The sequence below is a fragment of the Octadecabacter sp. R77987 genome (assembly GCF_042466115.1).
Taxonomy (GTDB): domain Bacteria; phylum Pseudomonadota; class Alphaproteobacteria; order Rhodobacterales; family Rhodobacteraceae; genus SW4.
The window spans coordinates 1,138,132-1,152,016 of the sequence record NZ_JAXHBQ010000001.1 but is presented as its reverse complement, the minus strand read 5'-3'; the positions used below and the strand labels follow the sequence as shown (position 1 = coordinate 1,152,016).

At 61.4% G+C, this 13,885-nt stretch carries 19 protein-coding genes; 13 read left to right on the top strand and 6 right to left on the bottom strand.

The genetic code is table 11. The features are described from left to right. Positions 1-57 precede the first annotated feature (57 nt). The 3 genes from SJY21_RS05790 to SJY21_RS05780 are packed head-to-tail and all read left to right on the top strand — an operon-like array spanning position 58 to position 2,069. The gene (locus SJY21_RS05790; protein WP_377507487.1) at positions 58-261 is read left to right on the top strand and encodes a DUF2061 domain-containing protein; all 204 of its coding nucleotides are present in this window, start codon (positions 58-60) and stop codon (positions 259-261) included. Beyond that, complete coding sequence (locus SJY21_RS05785; protein WP_377507484.1) at positions 254-1,147, top strand: fatty acid desaturase; 894 nt, start codon at positions 254-256, stop codon at positions 1,145-1,147. The genes SJY21_RS05790 and SJY21_RS05785 overlap by 8 nt, the downstream gene beginning before the upstream one ends. A gap of 19 nt (positions 1,148-1,166) precedes the next feature. Further along, positions 1,167-2,069, top strand: coding sequence for an EamA/RhaT family transporter (locus SJY21_RS05780; protein WP_377507481.1), 903 nt, complete (start codon positions 1,167-1,169; stop codon positions 2,067-2,069). Here the strand turns inward: SJY21_RS05780 and SJY21_RS05775 are convergent. Together SJY21_RS05775 and SJY21_RS05770 are read right to left on the bottom strand one after the other, a co-directional pair. Then, positions 2,062-2,745, bottom strand: coding sequence for an NUDIX domain-containing protein (locus SJY21_RS05775; protein ID WP_377507478.1), 684 nt, complete (start codon positions 2,743-2,745; stop codon positions 2,062-2,064). The two genes, SJY21_RS05780 and SJY21_RS05775, sit on opposite strands and share 8 nt — an antisense overlap. A 12-nt stretch (positions 2,746-2,757) precedes the next feature. Further along, entirely contained in the window at positions 2,758-3,147 is a 390-nt protein-coding gene (locus SJY21_RS05770) for a DUF983 domain-containing protein (RefSeq protein WP_377507475.1), read from the bottom strand. 190 nt (positions 3,148-3,337) lie between these two features. Here SJY21_RS05770 and SJY21_RS05765 point away from each other — a divergent pair, with 190 nt between their 5' ends. The 4 genes from SJY21_RS05765 (at position 3,338) to SJY21_RS05750 (ending at position 5,367) form a co-directional block, all read left to right on the top strand. Further along, positions 3,338-3,844: an EF-hand domain-containing protein gene (locus SJY21_RS05765; RefSeq protein ID WP_377507472.1), complete on the top strand. Its 507-nt coding sequence runs from the start codon at positions 3,338-3,340 to the stop codon at positions 3,842-3,844. A gap of 100 nt (positions 3,845-3,944) precedes the next feature. Then, positions 3,945-4,544 (top strand): RNA polymerase sigma factor, encoded by a 600-nt coding sequence (locus SJY21_RS05760; protein WP_377507469.1) that lies wholly within the window; start codon positions 3,945-3,947, stop codon positions 4,542-4,544. After that, positions 4,525-4,878 (top strand): hypothetical protein, encoded by a 354-nt coding sequence (locus tag SJY21_RS05755; RefSeq protein ID WP_377507466.1) that lies wholly within the window; start codon positions 4,525-4,527, stop codon positions 4,876-4,878. The genes SJY21_RS05760 and SJY21_RS05755 overlap by 20 nt, the downstream gene beginning before the upstream one ends. A gap of 3 nt (positions 4,879-4,881) precedes the next feature. Beyond that, complete coding sequence (locus SJY21_RS05750) at positions 4,882-5,367, top strand: periplasmic heavy metal sensor (RefSeq protein ID WP_377507464.1); 486 nt, start codon at positions 4,882-4,884, stop codon at positions 5,365-5,367. Between the two features lie 6 nt (positions 5,368-5,373). On the opposite strand, the gene SJY21_RS05745 is transcribed toward SJY21_RS05750, so the two are convergent. After that, positions 5,374-6,774: a diguanylate cyclase gene (locus SJY21_RS05745; protein WP_377507461.1), complete on the bottom strand. Its 1,401-nt coding sequence runs from the start codon at positions 6,772-6,774 to the stop codon at positions 5,374-5,376. A gap of 93 nt (positions 6,775-6,867) precedes the next feature. Here SJY21_RS05745 and SJY21_RS05740 point away from each other — a divergent pair, with 93 nt between their 5' ends. The 3 genes from SJY21_RS05740 (at position 6,868) to SJY21_RS05730 (ending at position 9,569) form a co-directional block, all read left to right on the top strand. Beyond that, a complete protein-coding gene (locus SJY21_RS05740) occupies positions 6,868-7,146 on the top strand; it encodes a DUF3572 domain-containing protein (protein ID WP_377507458.1) in 279 nt (92 codons plus the stop codon). Positions 7,147-7,225: 79 nt separating this feature from the next. Then, positions 7,226-7,924, top strand: coding sequence for an HAD family hydrolase (locus tag SJY21_RS05735; protein ID WP_377507455.1), 699 nt, complete (start codon positions 7,226-7,228; stop codon positions 7,922-7,924). A gap of 85 nt (positions 7,925-8,009) precedes the next feature. After that, positions 8,010-9,569: a trimethylamine methyltransferase family protein gene (locus SJY21_RS05730; RefSeq protein ID WP_377507453.1), complete on the top strand. Its 1,560-nt coding sequence runs from the start codon at positions 8,010-8,012 to the stop codon at positions 9,567-9,569. Here SJY21_RS05730 and SJY21_RS05725 read toward each other — a convergent pair. Further along, on the bottom strand, positions 9,566-10,456 hold the full coding sequence (locus tag SJY21_RS05725) for a zinc ABC transporter substrate-binding protein (protein ID WP_377507450.1): 891 nt from the start codon (positions 10,454-10,456) through the stop codon (positions 9,566-9,568). The genes SJY21_RS05730 and SJY21_RS05725 overlap by 4 nt on opposite strands. 73 nt (positions 10,457-10,529) lie before the next feature. Here SJY21_RS05725 and SJY21_RS05720 point away from each other — a divergent pair, with 73 nt between their 5' ends. From SJY21_RS05720 to SJY21_RS05710, 3 genes are read left to right on the top strand one after another with little or no spacing between them, the layout of a single operon-like run. Further along, positions 10,530-11,024: a transcriptional repressor gene (locus tag SJY21_RS05720; RefSeq protein WP_377507448.1), complete on the top strand. Its 495-nt coding sequence runs from the start codon at positions 10,530-10,532 to the stop codon at positions 11,022-11,024. Further along, entirely contained in the window at positions 11,021-11,746 is a 726-nt protein-coding gene (locus SJY21_RS05715) for an ATP-binding cassette domain-containing protein (RefSeq protein ID WP_377507446.1), read from the top strand. The genes SJY21_RS05720 and SJY21_RS05715 overlap by 4 nt, the downstream gene beginning before the upstream one ends. Further along, a complete protein-coding gene (locus tag SJY21_RS05710; RefSeq protein ID WP_377507443.1) occupies positions 11,746-12,534 on the top strand; it encodes a metal ABC transporter permease in 789 nt (262 codons plus the stop codon). The genes SJY21_RS05715 and SJY21_RS05710 overlap by 1 nt, the downstream gene beginning before the upstream one ends. Here the strand turns inward: SJY21_RS05710 and dtd are convergent. After that, positions 12,531-12,968 carry a D-aminoacyl-tRNA deacylase gene (gene dtd, locus SJY21_RS05705; protein WP_377507440.1) on the bottom strand — a complete coding sequence of 146 codons (438 nt, stop codon included), beginning with the start codon at positions 12,966-12,968 and terminating at the stop codon, positions 12,531-12,533. The two genes, SJY21_RS05710 and dtd, sit on opposite strands and share 4 nt — an antisense overlap. Continuing rightward, on the bottom strand, positions 12,965-13,879 hold the full coding sequence (locus SJY21_RS05700) for a carbohydrate kinase (protein WP_377507438.1): 915 nt from the start codon (positions 13,877-13,879) through the stop codon (positions 12,965-12,967). The genes dtd and SJY21_RS05700 overlap by 4 nt, the downstream gene beginning before the upstream one ends. Between the last annotated feature and the right edge of the window lie 6 nt (positions 13,880-13,885).

Here is a 13,885-nt window from a genome sequence, read left to right as displayed (position 1 = left end):
ATGTGCCATGCCCGCGTCTTGCGCTAGCACCGATGCAAGACATCAACCGGAGCAATCATGGAAAGCTGGCAGCGCAGCCTGATCAAGGCAATCATCTGGAATATCATCGGCTTGGCCGTGATGGCCAGCGTTGGTTTTGCCTTTACCGGGTCTTTCGCGGTCGGTGGGGCCATGGCGGTGATCAATACCGCGATCGGATTGTGCAGCTACCTGATTTATGAACGGGTTTGGTCGCGGGTGCGGTGGGGCCGTTATGTTTAGGGTGCCATCACTCGAATGGCCGACACTTGCCTTGCTCGCGGCCTGTTACGTGGTCTGGGGCGTGGCGGTGTTCTGGCTGGCGGCACTTTGGCTGCCTTTGGCGGTGATTATTGCAGGGATCGCCACGGCACAGCACGCATCCTTGCAGCACGAGGCGATTCACGGTCACCCCACACGGATCGCATGGCTGAACGCGGCGCTGGTCGCGCCTGCGCTGTCGCTTTGCGTGCCCTATCTGCGGTTTCGTGACACCCATCTGGCGCATCACACCGACGAAAGCCTGACTGATCCTTACGACGATCCCGAAAGCAATTACCTTGATCCTGCTGTCTGGCGCGGGCTGGGCGCACCCTTGCGCGCGGTTTTGCGGTTCAACAACACGCTGGCGGGGCGGTTGCTGATCGGACCGCTGGTGGGGCAGATTGCGTGGATGGCATCGGACTGGCGGGCAATGCGGCGTGGCGACAGGGGCGTGCTGATCGGCTGGCTGGCGCATATTCCGGCTGTGGCTGTGGTGATCTGGCTGGTGGTGTTGTCACCCATGCCCGTCTGGGCCAATTTGATCGCGGCCTATCTTGGCCATGCCCTGATCAAGATACGCACCTTTCTGGAACACCGCGCCTTTGAGGATGCACAGGGGCGAACGGTGATCGTCGAAGATCGCGGGCCGCTGGCATTTCTGTTCCTGAACAACAACTTGCACGTTGTGCATCATGCCCATCCAAGTGTGCCCTGGTATCGGCTTCCGCAGCTTTTCGGCGCGCAGCGCGATGGGTTCCTGCAGCGCAACAGCGGCTATCGCTATGGTTCATACCGCGAGGTCATGCGCCGCTATTTCTGGCGGGCCAAGGATCCGGTGCCGCACCCGCTCTGGCGCGATCAGTGATTTAGGCGCATAGGGGGCCATGGACGCATGGATTCCCATCACGATCTTGGCCGCGCTGGTACAAACGGCGCGGTTCGGGCTGCAAAAGCAGCTTAAGGCCACGCGCCTGTCGACAGCTGGCGCGACATTTGCGCGCTTTGTCTATTCCGCGCCCTTGGTGGCATTGTTGATGTTGGGCTATGGGCAGGTCAGCGCGCAGGCGCTTCCGGCAATCCCCGCGCAGTTCTGGGTCTATGCCCTGACAGGCGGCACCGCGCAGATCCTTGCAACCATGTGTGTGGTCGCGCTGTTCGCCCATCGCAATTTTGCCGTCGGCATCACCTTTAAAAAGACCGAAGTCATCATGTCGGTGATCGTCGGTATGATCGTGCTGCGCGAAGGTGTCAGTTGGACCGGCTTTGGCGCGATCCTGCTGGGGTTGGTGGGCGTGTTGCTGCTGTCGGACCCGCCTGCGGCCACAGGGGCGTGGCACCGCCGGATTTTCAACCGCGCGGCGGGTTTGGGCATCCTTTCGGGCCTGCTGTTCGCCATTTCGGCCGTGGGATATCGTGGCGCGGCGCTGTCATTGTCACACGGCGATGCGCTGTTGCGCGCGCTGACCACGCTGGCCTGTGTCACGGCATTTCAAACCTTGGCGATGGCATGCTGGATGGCGTGGCGCGAACGGGGCGAAATGGGCCGCGTGTTTGCGGTGTGGCGCGTTGGCGCGCTGGTCGGGGTCTCCAGCATGATCGGGTCGATCTGCTGGTTCACGGCCTTCGCCTTGCAAACGGTCGCCTATGTCAAAGCGCTCGGGCAGGTCGAACTGATCTTTTCGTTTCTTGTTTCGGCGTTGATATTCAAGGAAAAAACCACCGTGCGCGAATATCAGGGCGTGGCAATCCTGTGTGTCGCGATCATCGCCCTGATCGCCTTTATCTAAGCGGGTTGGCACCACCCAGTTGCGCAACCAGATGCGCCTCGTCGTCGTTGCGAAAGAACGGCACCGTGTCGGGTGGGGCGGGGTCATCGACCCGTGCCGCAATTTCGGCCAGCACCACCTGCGTGATGAAGGGCAAATCAAAATCGCGCGCCTGTGAAAGGGGAATCCATTGCAGGTCGCGCAGTTCATCCTCGGCATGGGTAAAATCATCGGGGTCACTGGCGAGGGCATCCGCATCGACAAGAAAGAACCGCGCATCAAAACGGCGTGGCAGGCCTTTGGGCGTCACAGCGCGAAAGACAAATTGCAAACCATCAGGCGAAGGGCGGTGGCCCGTGCGCGCAAATCCGCGCCAGCCTTGCGGGGCATCCGGCCAGTCGGCGGCGGTGCCAAGGATCTGGCCGGTTTCCTCCCACAACTCGCGGATGGCGGCAGCGGCAAGGGCATTGGCGGGCAGGGTGCTTTGATCAGCAAGGCGCTCTGCACAAGGATCGGCAATCGGCGTTGCAAGCGCGATACCTGCATCACCGGCATCAATCGCGCCACCGGGAAAGACGAACTTGTTGGGCATGAAGGCGGCCTTGGCACCACGTTGCCCCATCAAGATACGCGGATTGGTGGCACGGTCGCGCAGCACGATGATCGTTGCCGCGTCGCGGATCGCTGTCTTGTCCATCTGAAACCCCCGTTATTGGGGCGTGCCAAACCCGTGCATCCGGCGTGACCACTGAATGGCGACCACAACACCTTTCAGTCTGGGAAGAAGGTAAAGCGACAGGCCCACACAACCAACCGTAAAAATGGTGGCAAGGATCAGTGGATCGGGGCGAAACTGGGTAAAGGCCACGTGCAACAGGGGTGCCATCAGGTGACCTACCACAAGGATCGTCAGATAGGCAGGGCCGTCATCGGCGCGGTGGTGATGCATTTCGGCACGGCAGGCAGGACATTCATCCACGACCCGCAGATAGCCTTGAAACAGATGCCCTTCACCGCAGTTGGGGCACTTGCGCCGGAACCCCCGCCAGATGGCGGGCTTTGTCGGGCGGTCATCGGCGATGGCTGTATCCTGGGGCATGTTCGATCCTTTTCGCAGGTCCAGACATGCGGCTTTGGCAGTGAAAAATCTAGGGGAGTTGGGGATGTTGCGGCGCGATGTCGCAAAAAGGGGCATTTTGTTGCGACGGAATAGGCGCGCTGCCCCGTTTGAGGTGTATCGGCGGCAGGTGAGGGCCGCTGATAAAGTTGAACCTCGAAAGGACCTAAAAATGAAAACGACTCTACTGATGGCAGGTATCGCAACGGCATTGATGGTAAACGTGGCCGAAGCCCGTGGCCAAGGCGGCCAAGGGCCGGAATTGCCCGCGTTTGAACAGATTGACGCCAATGGCGACGGTCTGGTCACAACCGCAGAACTGCAAGCCGCGATGCAGGCGCAGGCGGCCGAACGGTTTGCGCAGTCCGACACGGATGGCGATGGTGCGCTTTCGGCCGAAGAACTCGCCGCTGCCGCGCTGGCCCGCGAAAATTCCCGCCGTGACAGCAACATTACCCGCATGATCGCGCGGCTGGACACCAATGGTGACGGGGTCTTGCAAATTGAAGAAATGCAAGCCCGTGGGGATGACCGCCGCGCCCAAGGCCAGGGCCGCATGTTCGACATGATGGATACCGACGATGATGGGTCGGTAAGCGCGCAGGAATACGAAACGGCATTGGCCTATATGGCTGAACGTGGCGGTCGCGGTCATGGTGGTGGACGTCACGGCAACTAAGCTGTGGTCGGTGGTGCCCGCCCGCGTCTTCCCGCTGTCCCGCAACGCGGGCGGGCACCAGTATTGCCGCATGCGGCGCAAGGGATTAGCAAAGCGATCAATGCAGACAAGACCGGCCCCCAGCGCCCAAACGGACGCACCGGACGATGCACTTCTGATCGCTTATGCGAACGGGGATGTTGCGGCTGCGCAGGAACTGGCCACACGATTGGCACCGCGCATCATGGGGCAGGCCTATCGGATGTTGCAAGACCACGCCGAGGCCGAGGATGTGACCCAGGATGCGTTGATGCGCCTTTGGAAAATCGCACCCGACTGGCGTCAGGGCGAGGCGCGGGTCACGACATGGCTTTATCGCGTGGTCGCCAACCTGTGCACGGACCGGTTGCGCAAACGCGGACGCGGTGTCGCGCTCGACATGGTCGCGGAACCTGCAAGCGGTGCGCCATCGGCGGCGCAGCAGATGCAGGACGATGCGCGGATGATGGCGCTGCGTGACGGATTGGCAGGCTTGCCTGAACGGCAGGCCCAAGCGGTGGCCCTGCGCCACCTTGAAGAACTGGGCAATCCCGAGATTGCACAGATCATGGACATCAGCATCGAGGCGGTCGAAAGTCTGATCGCACGGGGCAAACGGGCCTTGGTTGCCGCACTGGCACCGCGCAAGGCGGATTTGGGGTATGAAGATGACAGCGAATGACGACAAAATGCTGGACGATCTGTTTGCGCAGGCGCGCGGGCGTGATGTGGTTCCATCCGACGCCTTGATGGCGCGGATTTCGGCGGATGCAACTGCGCTTGCACCATCCGCGCCGCGCTTGGCCACGCCGCGCGGCGGATTTTTCGCGACACTTGTCGGCGCCTTGGGGGGCTGGGCGGCTATCGGTGGGCTGGCTGCGGCCACAGTTGCCGGTCTTTGGTTGGGTTTCGCGCCGCCACAACGTCTTGATAACCTTGCAAGTGATTTGCTGGGCACCAGCGATGTGGCGGTGCCGTTCCTTGAGATGAATGATCCGTTTGGATTGGAGGGTTAGGCCATGGCCAGTGACAACTTACCACCGCGAAACGCGATTGGGCGCAAGACCCGGATTGTTCTGGTGATCTCGCTTGCCTTGAACCTGCTGGTTGTTGGCGTGGTCGCGGGAGGGCTTTTGTCGGGGCGCGGTGGTGACGGGCGGCGCGTTGATCTGTCGCTTGGGCCATATGCGCGCGCGCTTGACCCCAGCGATGTAAGCGCGATCCGCACGGAAATGCGCGGGCGTGGCCCCGATTTACGCCGCGACCGGCGGGCAATGATCGAGGACACGCGCAACTTTGTGGCGGCCCTGCGCGCCGACCCCTATGATGCTGAAACAGCCGCCGAAATCCTGTCACGACAGCGTGGTCGCGTTGCGCAGTTTCAAGCTTTGGGGCAGGAGCTGGTGCTGGATCGGATCGCCCGGATGAGCGTGGAAGGTCGTGCAGCATTTGCGGATCGGCTTGAACAGGAAATGGGCCGCAATGGCGGCGCGCGCGACAACTAGGCGCGGCTAGGCGGGCGACACGGCGATGGTGTTGCGCCCCGAGGTTTTCGCATCAAACAAGGCGGCATCGGCGCGGCCCATGATTTCGGTTGTGCCGTTGTCGGCAAGCTGCTGACCGTGGCCAAGGGCAACACCAATCGACAGGGTCACGGGGATGGATTTGCCGTTGGTGGCACTTTGGAACGGGTTATTCTGGATCAGCGCGCACAGGCGTTTGGCCGCATCGCGAGCTTCGCGCGATGTGGTGTCGGGCATGGCGATCAGGAATTCTTCACCACCGATCCGTGCGATCATGTCGATGGCGCGCAGGTTGTTGCGCAAACGGTCGGCGACTTCGGTCAATACTTCGTCACCCACAGCGTGACCGTGGGAGTCATTGATGGCCTTGAAGTGGTCGATATCCAGAACCATCACGGCAAAATCCCGCCCCGTGGCGGCAGCACGATCCGCCATGCGTTTCAGATGGGGCAGGGCGTAGCGGCGGTTGAAAAGGCCGGTCAACTGGTCGGTGACGGCGGCCTGCAAGCCGTAGCGCACGGTGTCACGCAGGCGGTCTTGTTGATGCTTGTGTTGCAATAGCGCGTTGATACGATGCGCGACTTCGCCCGGATCGGCGGTTGCGGGCACAATGTCGTTCGCGCCCAGGTCAAGCACCATCGCGGCCACATCATCCGCGCATTCGGGAAAGCGGACCAACAGGGCGGCGTGGCGCGTTTCTGATCTGCTGCGCAGTTCGGACACCAGTTTGTAGATTTGCGGCTTTTCCATTCCCAACCCGGTTTCAGCAACGTTTGTGGCGTCAATCACGAACAAGTCGGGAAAAGGGTTCAGGTTGAAGCAGGTCAACAGCTGTTGCGGGGCAACCCGGTTGCAACGGCGCCCTTCGCCAGTGACCAGTTTAGCGCAATCCATCTGCGCAGTGTCGGTGCGGGCCGTGACGACCGTGATTTCGCTTGCTGTAACAAAGGCTTGCTGTGCTTCGGCAAATCCCAGTGCGCGTTTGGTATCGTCGCGCAGGCGCAGTTCGGATTCCGCATCTTGTGCGCGCAGCAGGCTGCGAATGCGCGCCTGCAACACATCGTCGCTCAGGGGTTTGGCGAGCAAGTCGTCCGCGCCCGCCTCAAGTGCGGCAACGCGCGCCTGGGGCGTGTCAAACTGACCGGTCGCAATGATCGGGATATGGCTTGTTTTCGGGTCCGATTTCACGCTGCGGAAGAATGCGAACGCTGCGTCCTCGCCATTGGCGGTGTCGCAGATGATCAGGTTGGGCAGGGGGCCGTTCAGGGTGGCGCGCGCCTGATCAAGCGAGGCGCACAGGCGCACTTCGTGCCGGCTCGCAACAAGGTTCACCCTTAGTACGATTCTGTTCGTCGCAACTGTATCGACAATCAGAATTTTGCCAGACATTATTGCCGTCCTTTCACGGGGTCTTAACGACCAATGGTGCTAATCTGACGTGCAATGGTTAAGAAACTGTTTCCGTCTGCGTAAGGAACAAAAATGACTCCTGAACGTGCCGAACTGATCGCAATTCAGGCCTTGGGCTGGCTGGCGGGGCATGACGATCTTGGCCCAGCCTTTCTTGGGCAGACGGGGGCAAGTGCCCAGGATTTGCGCGCGCGCGCCGCTGATCCGGCCTTTTTGGCCTCGGTTCTTGAGTATTTGACGATGGATGATCAATGGATCATCGCTTTTTGTGACGATCACGGACTAAGTTACGATCTGCCGCTGCGCGCGCGTTATTCCTTGCCCGGTGCCGAACAAATCAGCTGGACATGACCACAACAGACCATCGCAGTAAACGAAAACGTGATGCAAACCTTGCGCGCGTCTTCATCAACCTTACGGATATCCTAACATGAAGATTAACGCGATCCTGTTCGACAAAGATGGCACGCTGTTTGATTTCAATGCGACATGGGGCGGGTGGACACGCGGCCTGCTGGACGATGAATCCGGTGGTGATGCGGCGCTGATGGCGGCTTTGGCCGATGCCATGGGGTATGATCTGGGCACGGGCCTGTTTCGCGCCGACAGTATCGTGATCGCCCATACGGCGGACGAGGTTGCCGATGTGATCCTGCCGCTGTTACCACCCCAATCCAAGGCCAGCCTGATCGCGCGGATGAACGCCAAGGCCGCCCATGCACCCCAAACCGAAGCTACGCCCCTGATCCCCTTCGTGACCGATCTGGCGGCGCGCGGATTGCGCCTTGGGGTGGCGACAAACGATGCCGAAGCGCCTGCGCGCGCGCATCTTGATACGGCCGGAATTGCGCAAATGTTCGATTTCATCGCCGGATTTGACAGCGGATTTGGCGCAAAGCCCGCCGCAGGGCAGCTTGTGGCGTTTTGCGATCATATCGGCCTGCCGCCTGCGCAATGTGCCATGGTCGGGGATAGCTTGCACGACCTGCACGCCGGGCGCGCTGCGGGGATGGTGACGGTGGGCGTGCTAACCGGCCTGGCCACGCGCGCCGATCTGGCACCAAGTGCGGATATCGTGTTGCGCAGTATCGCCGAAATTCCCGCCTGGCTGGACGGTTGCGACCCCTAATCGCAGTTTGCGACAAAACACGTCGCGAACGGCCCCGCGATGAATATCTGTCGGCGCGATGCTGGGGCGAGAAACGGAGATTCCCATGACCGATGCCAGCCCCCGCAAACGCCGCTCTGGTGGCCGTGCTGCCAATACCGCCCGCCGTGGCGCGCAGCTGTTCAAGCAGATGCCGTTCAACCCGCCAATCAACATTGACCGGCCGACCGAACCGCTGGACGACGATGGCGTGCAGGCAATCCACGATGGCGCGATGCGGATCCTCGAAGATATCGGGATCGAATTCCTGAACGAAGAAGCGCTCGAGATTTTCAGGGAGGCCGGTTGCACGGTCAATGGCACCAATGTGCGCATGGGCCGCGACTGGGTCATGGAGATGCTGGCCAAGGCGCCTGCGCAATTCACCATCACCCCGCGCAATCTCGACCGTGAAATCACCATCGGCGGCAAACACATGCTGTTTGGCAATGTGTCGTCACCGCCCAACTATTTCGACCTCGAAATTGGCAGAAAGGTCAGTGGCAACCGCGAACAATGCGCCAATCTGCTGAAACTGACGCAGTATTTCAACTGCATCCATTTCGCGGGCGGCTATCCGGTTGAACCTGTGGATGTCCATGCATCCGTGCGTCACCTTGACGTGGTGCACGACAAGCTGCTGCTGACCGACAAGGCCTGCCATGCCTATAGCTTGGGCAAGGAGCGGGTTGAGGATGTGATGGAAATGGTGCGCATTGCGGGGGGGCTAACGGATGAAGAATTCGCCGCCAAGCCGCATATGTACACCAATATCAACTCCACCAGCCCGCTGAAACATGACGTGCCGATGATTGACGGCTGCCTGCGCGCGATCCGCAAGGGGCAGGCGGTAATCGTCACGCCCTTTACGCTGGCCGGTGCGATGGCGCCCGTTACGATGTCTGGCGCTGTGACCTTGTCGATCGCCGAGGGCCTGAGTGCGATTGCCCTGTTCCAATACGTGCGCCCCGGTTGCGCCTGCGTGATCGGCACATTTACCAGCAACGTCGATATGATGTCGGGCGCGCCCGCATTCGGCACGCCGGAATACATGCGCGCCACGCAGATGACGGGCCAAATGGCGCGGTTTTACGGGCTGCCGATGCGCGCATCGGGTGTGTGTGCGGCCAACGTGCCGGACGGGCAGGCCATGTGGGAGACATCAAACAGCCTGTGGTCGGCCGTGCAATCGGGCACCAACGTGGTCTATCACGCGGCAGGCTGGCTTGAGGGCGGGCTGATTGCGAGCCCTGAAAAATTCATCATGGATTGCGAAATCCTGCAGATGATCCAGCGCTACATGGACCCGGCGATCACCGCCACGGGGCCGGATGAAATTGCCGTCGACACCATCAAGGAAGTCGGCAGCGGCGGCCACTTTTTCGGGGTGCAGCACACGCAGGACCGCTATGAAACCGCGTTCCACCAGCCCTTTATCAGTGACTGGCGCAACTTTGAAGCCTGGGAGATCGCGGGCGGGGTCTGGACAGCCGAACGCGCCCACAAGATGTTCAAGAACATCATCGCTGAATTTGAAGCCCCGCCGATGGACATTGCCATCAAGGAAGAACTTGCTGCATTCGTGGAGCGGCGCAAGGCCGAGGGCGGCGCGCCGACTGATTTCTAGGGCGTCAGGCAGGCCGTGACCTGATCGGCCAATTGCGTCAACATCGCCGCATAGTGGTCTGCCCCCGCTGGAATATCGCCACCGATGGCGTCAACCTGCACCAGCCGCACATCGGTCCCTTCACCGACCAGCGCGGCCCAACGGGAGTCGACCTGCGGATCGGTCAGGATGCAACTGACATTGCTGTCTGCAAGCGTTTCCTGAAGGCCCGAAATGCGTGCCGCACTGGGCGTTTGCGCATCTGACAGGGCGATTGCACCACTGTCGGGAATGTCGAAGCGGCGTGCGAAATAGCCATAAGCATCATGCGACACCAGATAGGGCGTGCCGCGCACAGGGCGCAGTTGCCCGTCAATAGTTGCCGAAAGCGCGGCCAGCGCAGCGCCCGCCTCGGTTGCGTTTGCCTTGTAGGTCGCGGCGTTTTCGGGGTCCGCGGCGGTCAGGGTTTCTGCGATCTGCGTCAACCAGACCTGCGCCACATCCGGGTCCAGCCATGCATGCGGGTCGGTATCGCCGTGGTCGTGATCATGGTCATGATCGTCGTGGCCTTCTTCGAGGCCAATCACCTCCCATCCATCGGTTTCCAGCAGGGCCAGCATGGTCTTGCCATCCGCGAAGCTTTCGATCGGATCATGCAACCACGGGGTCAAACCTTCGCCAACCCAGATCACCACATTCGCATCCTGCAGGGCGCGCGCATCTGCGGGCCGCAAGGCATAGTCATGCGGCGAGGCACCGGGGCGCAGCAGTAACGCGGGTTCGCCCAGATCGCCCATCACCTGCGCCACAAGGCTGTGCACAGGCGCGATATCGGCCAGCACCTTGGGTGTTTCGGCATGCAGGGCGACAGGGCCAAGCATCAGAAAAGGCAGGGCGAAACGAATCATTTGAACCTCTTGCGAACGGAATGCGCGGTGGATATAGAAGATATGTTATAACGTAACAACCCCTTGGATCACCATGGCCCGTCACGACACATCCGCCACCCCGTTGGGGTTCGCCGCACATGACCATAGCGCCTGCCAATCCGCCGCCCTCGCGACCGCGGACAGGTTGTGCGCCGCGCGCGGGGTGCAATTCACACCGGTGCGCCGCCGTGTGCTGGAAATCCTGCTGGAAAGCCACGAGGCGCTGGGCGCCTATGATGTTCTGGCGCGTTTGGATGCCGAAGGGATGGGATCAAAGCCACCCGTGGCCTACCGCGCCCTGACGTTTCTGGTGGATCAGGGGTTCGTGCACCGGATCGAACGCCTGAATGCCTTCATCGCCTGCACAGCGCCCGATGAAACCCACAGCCCCGCGTTCATGATTTGCCGCGCCTGCGGCACCGTGGCCGAAGCGCGTGCACTGAAACCACTGGGCGACAGCGCCGCACGCAGCGGCTTTCGGATTGAACAGACCGTGATCGAGGCCGAAGGCCTGTGCCCGGATTGCCAAAAAGGTGCGCAGCCATGAGCCTGTTGACCATGAAGGAGATCGAGGCGCGCCATAGCGGCGGCGCGGTGCTGCATAACGTGTCCCTGACCATCGAAAAGGGCGAGATCGTCACGATTGTCGGCCCGAACGGGTCGGGCAAATCCACGCTGTTGCGGGTGATGATCGGTGCGTTGCAGCCGACCAAAGGCAGCGTGACCCGCGCGCCCGATCTGCGGATCGGCTATGTGCCCCAATCCCTGCATATCGACCCGACCTTGCCGATGACGGTGCGCCGTTTCCTTGATCTGCCCCATCGCGTTTCATCGCAGGACGCCGCGCAAGCCCTTGAAAAGGCGGGCGTTGCTGGGCTGGGGCAGCAGCAGATGGTGACACTGTCAGGCGGGCAGTTCCAGCGCGTCCTGCTGGCCCGCGCGATCCTGTCACGCCCGAACCTGCTGTTGCTGGACGAAGCGACACAGGGGCTGGACCAGCCCGGATCAGCCAGTTTTTATCGCCAGATTGACGCGGTGCGCCACGAACTTGGCTGCGCCGTTGTCATGGTCAGCCACGAATTGCACGTGGTGATGAGTGCGTCAGACCGCGTGATCTGTTTGAACGGACATATTTGCTGTGAGGGCACGCCGGATGTTGTGACCGCCGCGCCTGCCTATCGCGAGTTATTCGGGACAGGGACCAAAGGCGCGCTGGCGCTTTATCGTCACGACCATGATCACGATCACGACTGCGAGGATCACGCCTGATGCTGGATGATTTCGTGACGCGTGCGGTGTTGGCAGCCATCGGCACAGCCCTTGCCACCGGCGTGTTGGGCTGTTTCGTGGTCTGGCGGCGCATGGCCTATTTCGGAGATGCGACGGCCCATGCGGCGATCCTTGGGGTGGCGCTGTCATTGGCGTTTTCGTTGTCGGTTTTCGCAGGGGTTCTGGCGGTATCGCTGGCGGTGGCGCTGCTGGTGTTCGCCCTTAGCGGGCGGGGCGTGGCGCTGGATACCTTGCTGGGGGTTGTGTCGCACGGCGCGCTGGCGTTGGGGCTTGTGGCCGTGTCGCTGGTGCCGGGACAAAGGATTGATCTGGACGCCTATCTGTTTGGCGATGTCTATCTGGTGAGCGAGACAAATCTGGCAGTGATCTGGGGTGGGGCGCTTATCGTCAGTTTGGTGTTGTGGCGACACTGGACGGCCTTGCTGACGGCAACCCTTTCGCCTGATCTGGCCCATGCGGCCACGATCAACCCGCGCCGTGAACAGTTGATCCTGACCTTGCTGTTGGCCGCAGTCGTGGCCGTGTCGATCAAGGTCGTCGGCGCGCTGTTGATCACGGCCTTGTTGATCGTTCCCGCCGCCGCCGCGCGCGGGATGGCACGCACCCCCGAAGGGATGGCGGTGTTGGCGACCCTGATCGGCGTGATGTCGTCGCTGGGCGGTATTGCCCTTAGCCTGCGGTATGAAACGCCCGCCGGTCCGTCGATTGTTTGCGTGGCTGTGGCGCTATTCGCGATCAGCACGGTCGTGTCGCGCTTGCGCGCCTAGGCGTCCAGCCAGATCGTGACGGGGCCATCGTTGGTCAGTGACACTTGCATATCCGCCCCGAAACGCCCCGATTGCACGGGGATTCCAAGGGCTGCGAGGTCGGATTTGAACGCCTCGTAAGCTGCATTGCCGGCCTCGGGCGCGGCGGCTGTGGAAAATCCGGGGCGATTGCCGCGCGATGTGTCGGCGGCCAGCGTGAACTGGCTGACGACCAAGGCACTGCCGCCGATATCGGCCAGCGAGAGGTTCATCTTGCCCGCATCATCGGCAAAAATGCGCAGTTTACTGATTTTCGCGGCCAGTTTCGCAGGCAGGTCGGACGTATCCTCCTGCATGGCACAAACGAGGATCAGCATCCCGCGCCCGATTGCGCCAATCGTTTCGCCGTCAACGGCAACGCTGGCCGTGCTGACCCGCTGGATCAGCGCCCTCACAATTCGTGCGCCCAGGGCGGGTTGGCACCTGCGCGGCTGACGGTGACAGCGGCGGCATTCACACCCATCGTCAGCGCGGCGGTGATCGTGGCCGGATCAAGTGTTGCGATCTTTTCCTTGGTCAGCACGCCGCGTTTGTGCAGGGCGGCCAGCAACCCGGCATTGAATGTATCACCCGCGCCGACCGTATCGGCGACCTGCACCACATTTGCGGGCACAAAGATATTGTCCGCCGATGAAAAGCCCGTCACGCCCTTGGACCCTTCGGTGATGCACACAAGGCGCGGCCCCATCGCGATAATCTTGCGCGCCAGATCGGTGATGTCGCCCGATCCCATCAACCAGTGCAGGTCTTCGTCCGACAGTTTCACGATATCGGCGGCGCGCAGCATCCGGTCAATCCGGGCGCGGTAGCGGGCCTCGTCCTTGATGAAGGACGGGCGGATGTTGGGGTCGATCATCGTGACTTTGGAGGCACTCTCACGCAGCATCAACGCCTCGTAGGCGGCGCCACAGGGTTCGACCACAAGGCTGATTCCGCCAAAAAACAGCGCATCGGCCGTGACGCCGGGCAGGTCAGCGACCGACAACATCCGGCCGGCGGTGTTTTCGTCATAGAATGCATAGGTGGCTTGCCCGTTTACCAGTTTGACAAAAGCAACGGTGCAGGGCCGGTCGCTGATGTGGCACTGGCCGGATTCGACGTGGCTTTCACGCAACGATTCCAACAGGATATCACCCAGAAAATCCGAACTGATCCCGCTGAAAAAGCTGGCAGGCACGCCCAGCCGCCCCAGCGCAATCGCGGTGTTGAACACGGCACCACCCGCATAGGGGGCAAAGGCCGGTTCGCCCTTGTCACTGGTGCGCGGCAACATGTCGATCAGGGCTTCGCCACAGGACAGAATCATAGCGGG

What these genes read in the sequence shown, in the direction of transcription:
- SJY21_RS05735 (WP_377507455.1), top strand. Translation starts at nt 7,226, where the DNA reads ATGAAGATTAACGCGATCCTGTTCGACAAAGATGGCACGCTGTTTGAT.
- SJY21_RS05775 (WP_377507478.1), bottom strand. Translation starts at nt 2,745, where the DNA reads ATGGACAAGACAGCGATCCGCGACGCGGCAACGATCATCGTGCTGCGC.
- SJY21_RS05765 (WP_377507472.1), top strand. Translation starts at nt 3,338, where the DNA reads ATGAAAACGACTCTACTGATGGCAGGTATCGCAACGGCATTGATGGTA.
- SJY21_RS05750 (WP_377507464.1), top strand. Translation starts at nt 4,882, where the DNA reads ATGGCCAGTGACAACTTACCACCGCGAAACGCGATTGGGCGCAAGACC.
- SJY21_RS05770 (WP_377507475.1), bottom strand. Translation starts at nt 3,147, where the DNA reads ATGCCCCAGGATACAGCCATCGCCGATGACCGCCCGACAAAGCCCGCC.
- SJY21_RS05720 (WP_377507448.1), top strand. Translation starts at nt 10,530, where the DNA reads ATGGCCCGTCACGACACATCCGCCACCCCGTTGGGGTTCGCCGCACAT.
- SJY21_RS05700 (WP_377507438.1), bottom strand. Translation starts at nt 13,879, where the DNA reads ATGATTCTGTCCTGTGGCGAAGCCCTGATCGACATGTTGCCGCGCACC.
- SJY21_RS05715 (WP_377507446.1), top strand. Translation starts at nt 11,021, where the DNA reads ATGAGCCTGTTGACCATGAAGGAGATCGAGGCGCGCCATAGCGGCGGC.
- SJY21_RS05740 (WP_377507458.1), top strand. Translation starts at nt 6,868, where the DNA reads ATGACTCCTGAACGTGCCGAACTGATCGCAATTCAGGCCTTGGGCTGG.
- SJY21_RS05710 (WP_377507443.1), top strand. Translation starts at nt 11,746, where the DNA reads ATGCTGGATGATTTCGTGACGCGTGCGGTGTTGGCAGCCATCGGCACA.
- SJY21_RS05760 (WP_377507469.1), top strand. Translation starts at nt 3,945, where the DNA reads ATGCAGACAAGACCGGCCCCCAGCGCCCAAACGGACGCACCGGACGAT.
- SJY21_RS05730 (WP_377507453.1), top strand. Translation starts at nt 8,010, where the DNA reads ATGACCGATGCCAGCCCCCGCAAACGCCGCTCTGGTGGCCGTGCTGCC.
- SJY21_RS05790 (WP_377507487.1), top strand. Translation starts at nt 58, where the DNA reads ATGGAAAGCTGGCAGCGCAGCCTGATCAAGGCAATCATCTGGAATATC.
- SJY21_RS05780 (WP_377507481.1), top strand. Translation starts at nt 1,167, where the DNA reads ATGGACGCATGGATTCCCATCACGATCTTGGCCGCGCTGGTACAAACG.
- SJY21_RS05745 (WP_377507461.1), bottom strand. Translation starts at nt 6,774, where the DNA reads ATGTCTGGCAAAATTCTGATTGTCGATACAGTTGCGACGAACAGAATC.
- SJY21_RS05725 (WP_377507450.1), bottom strand. Translation starts at nt 10,456, where the DNA reads ATGATTCGTTTCGCCCTGCCTTTTCTGATGCTTGGCCCTGTCGCCCTG.
- SJY21_RS05785 (WP_377507484.1), top strand. Translation starts at nt 254, where the DNA reads ATGTTTAGGGTGCCATCACTCGAATGGCCGACACTTGCCTTGCTCGCG.
- SJY21_RS05755 (WP_377507466.1), top strand. Translation starts at nt 4,525, where the DNA reads ATGAAGATGACAGCGAATGACGACAAAATGCTGGACGATCTGTTTGCG.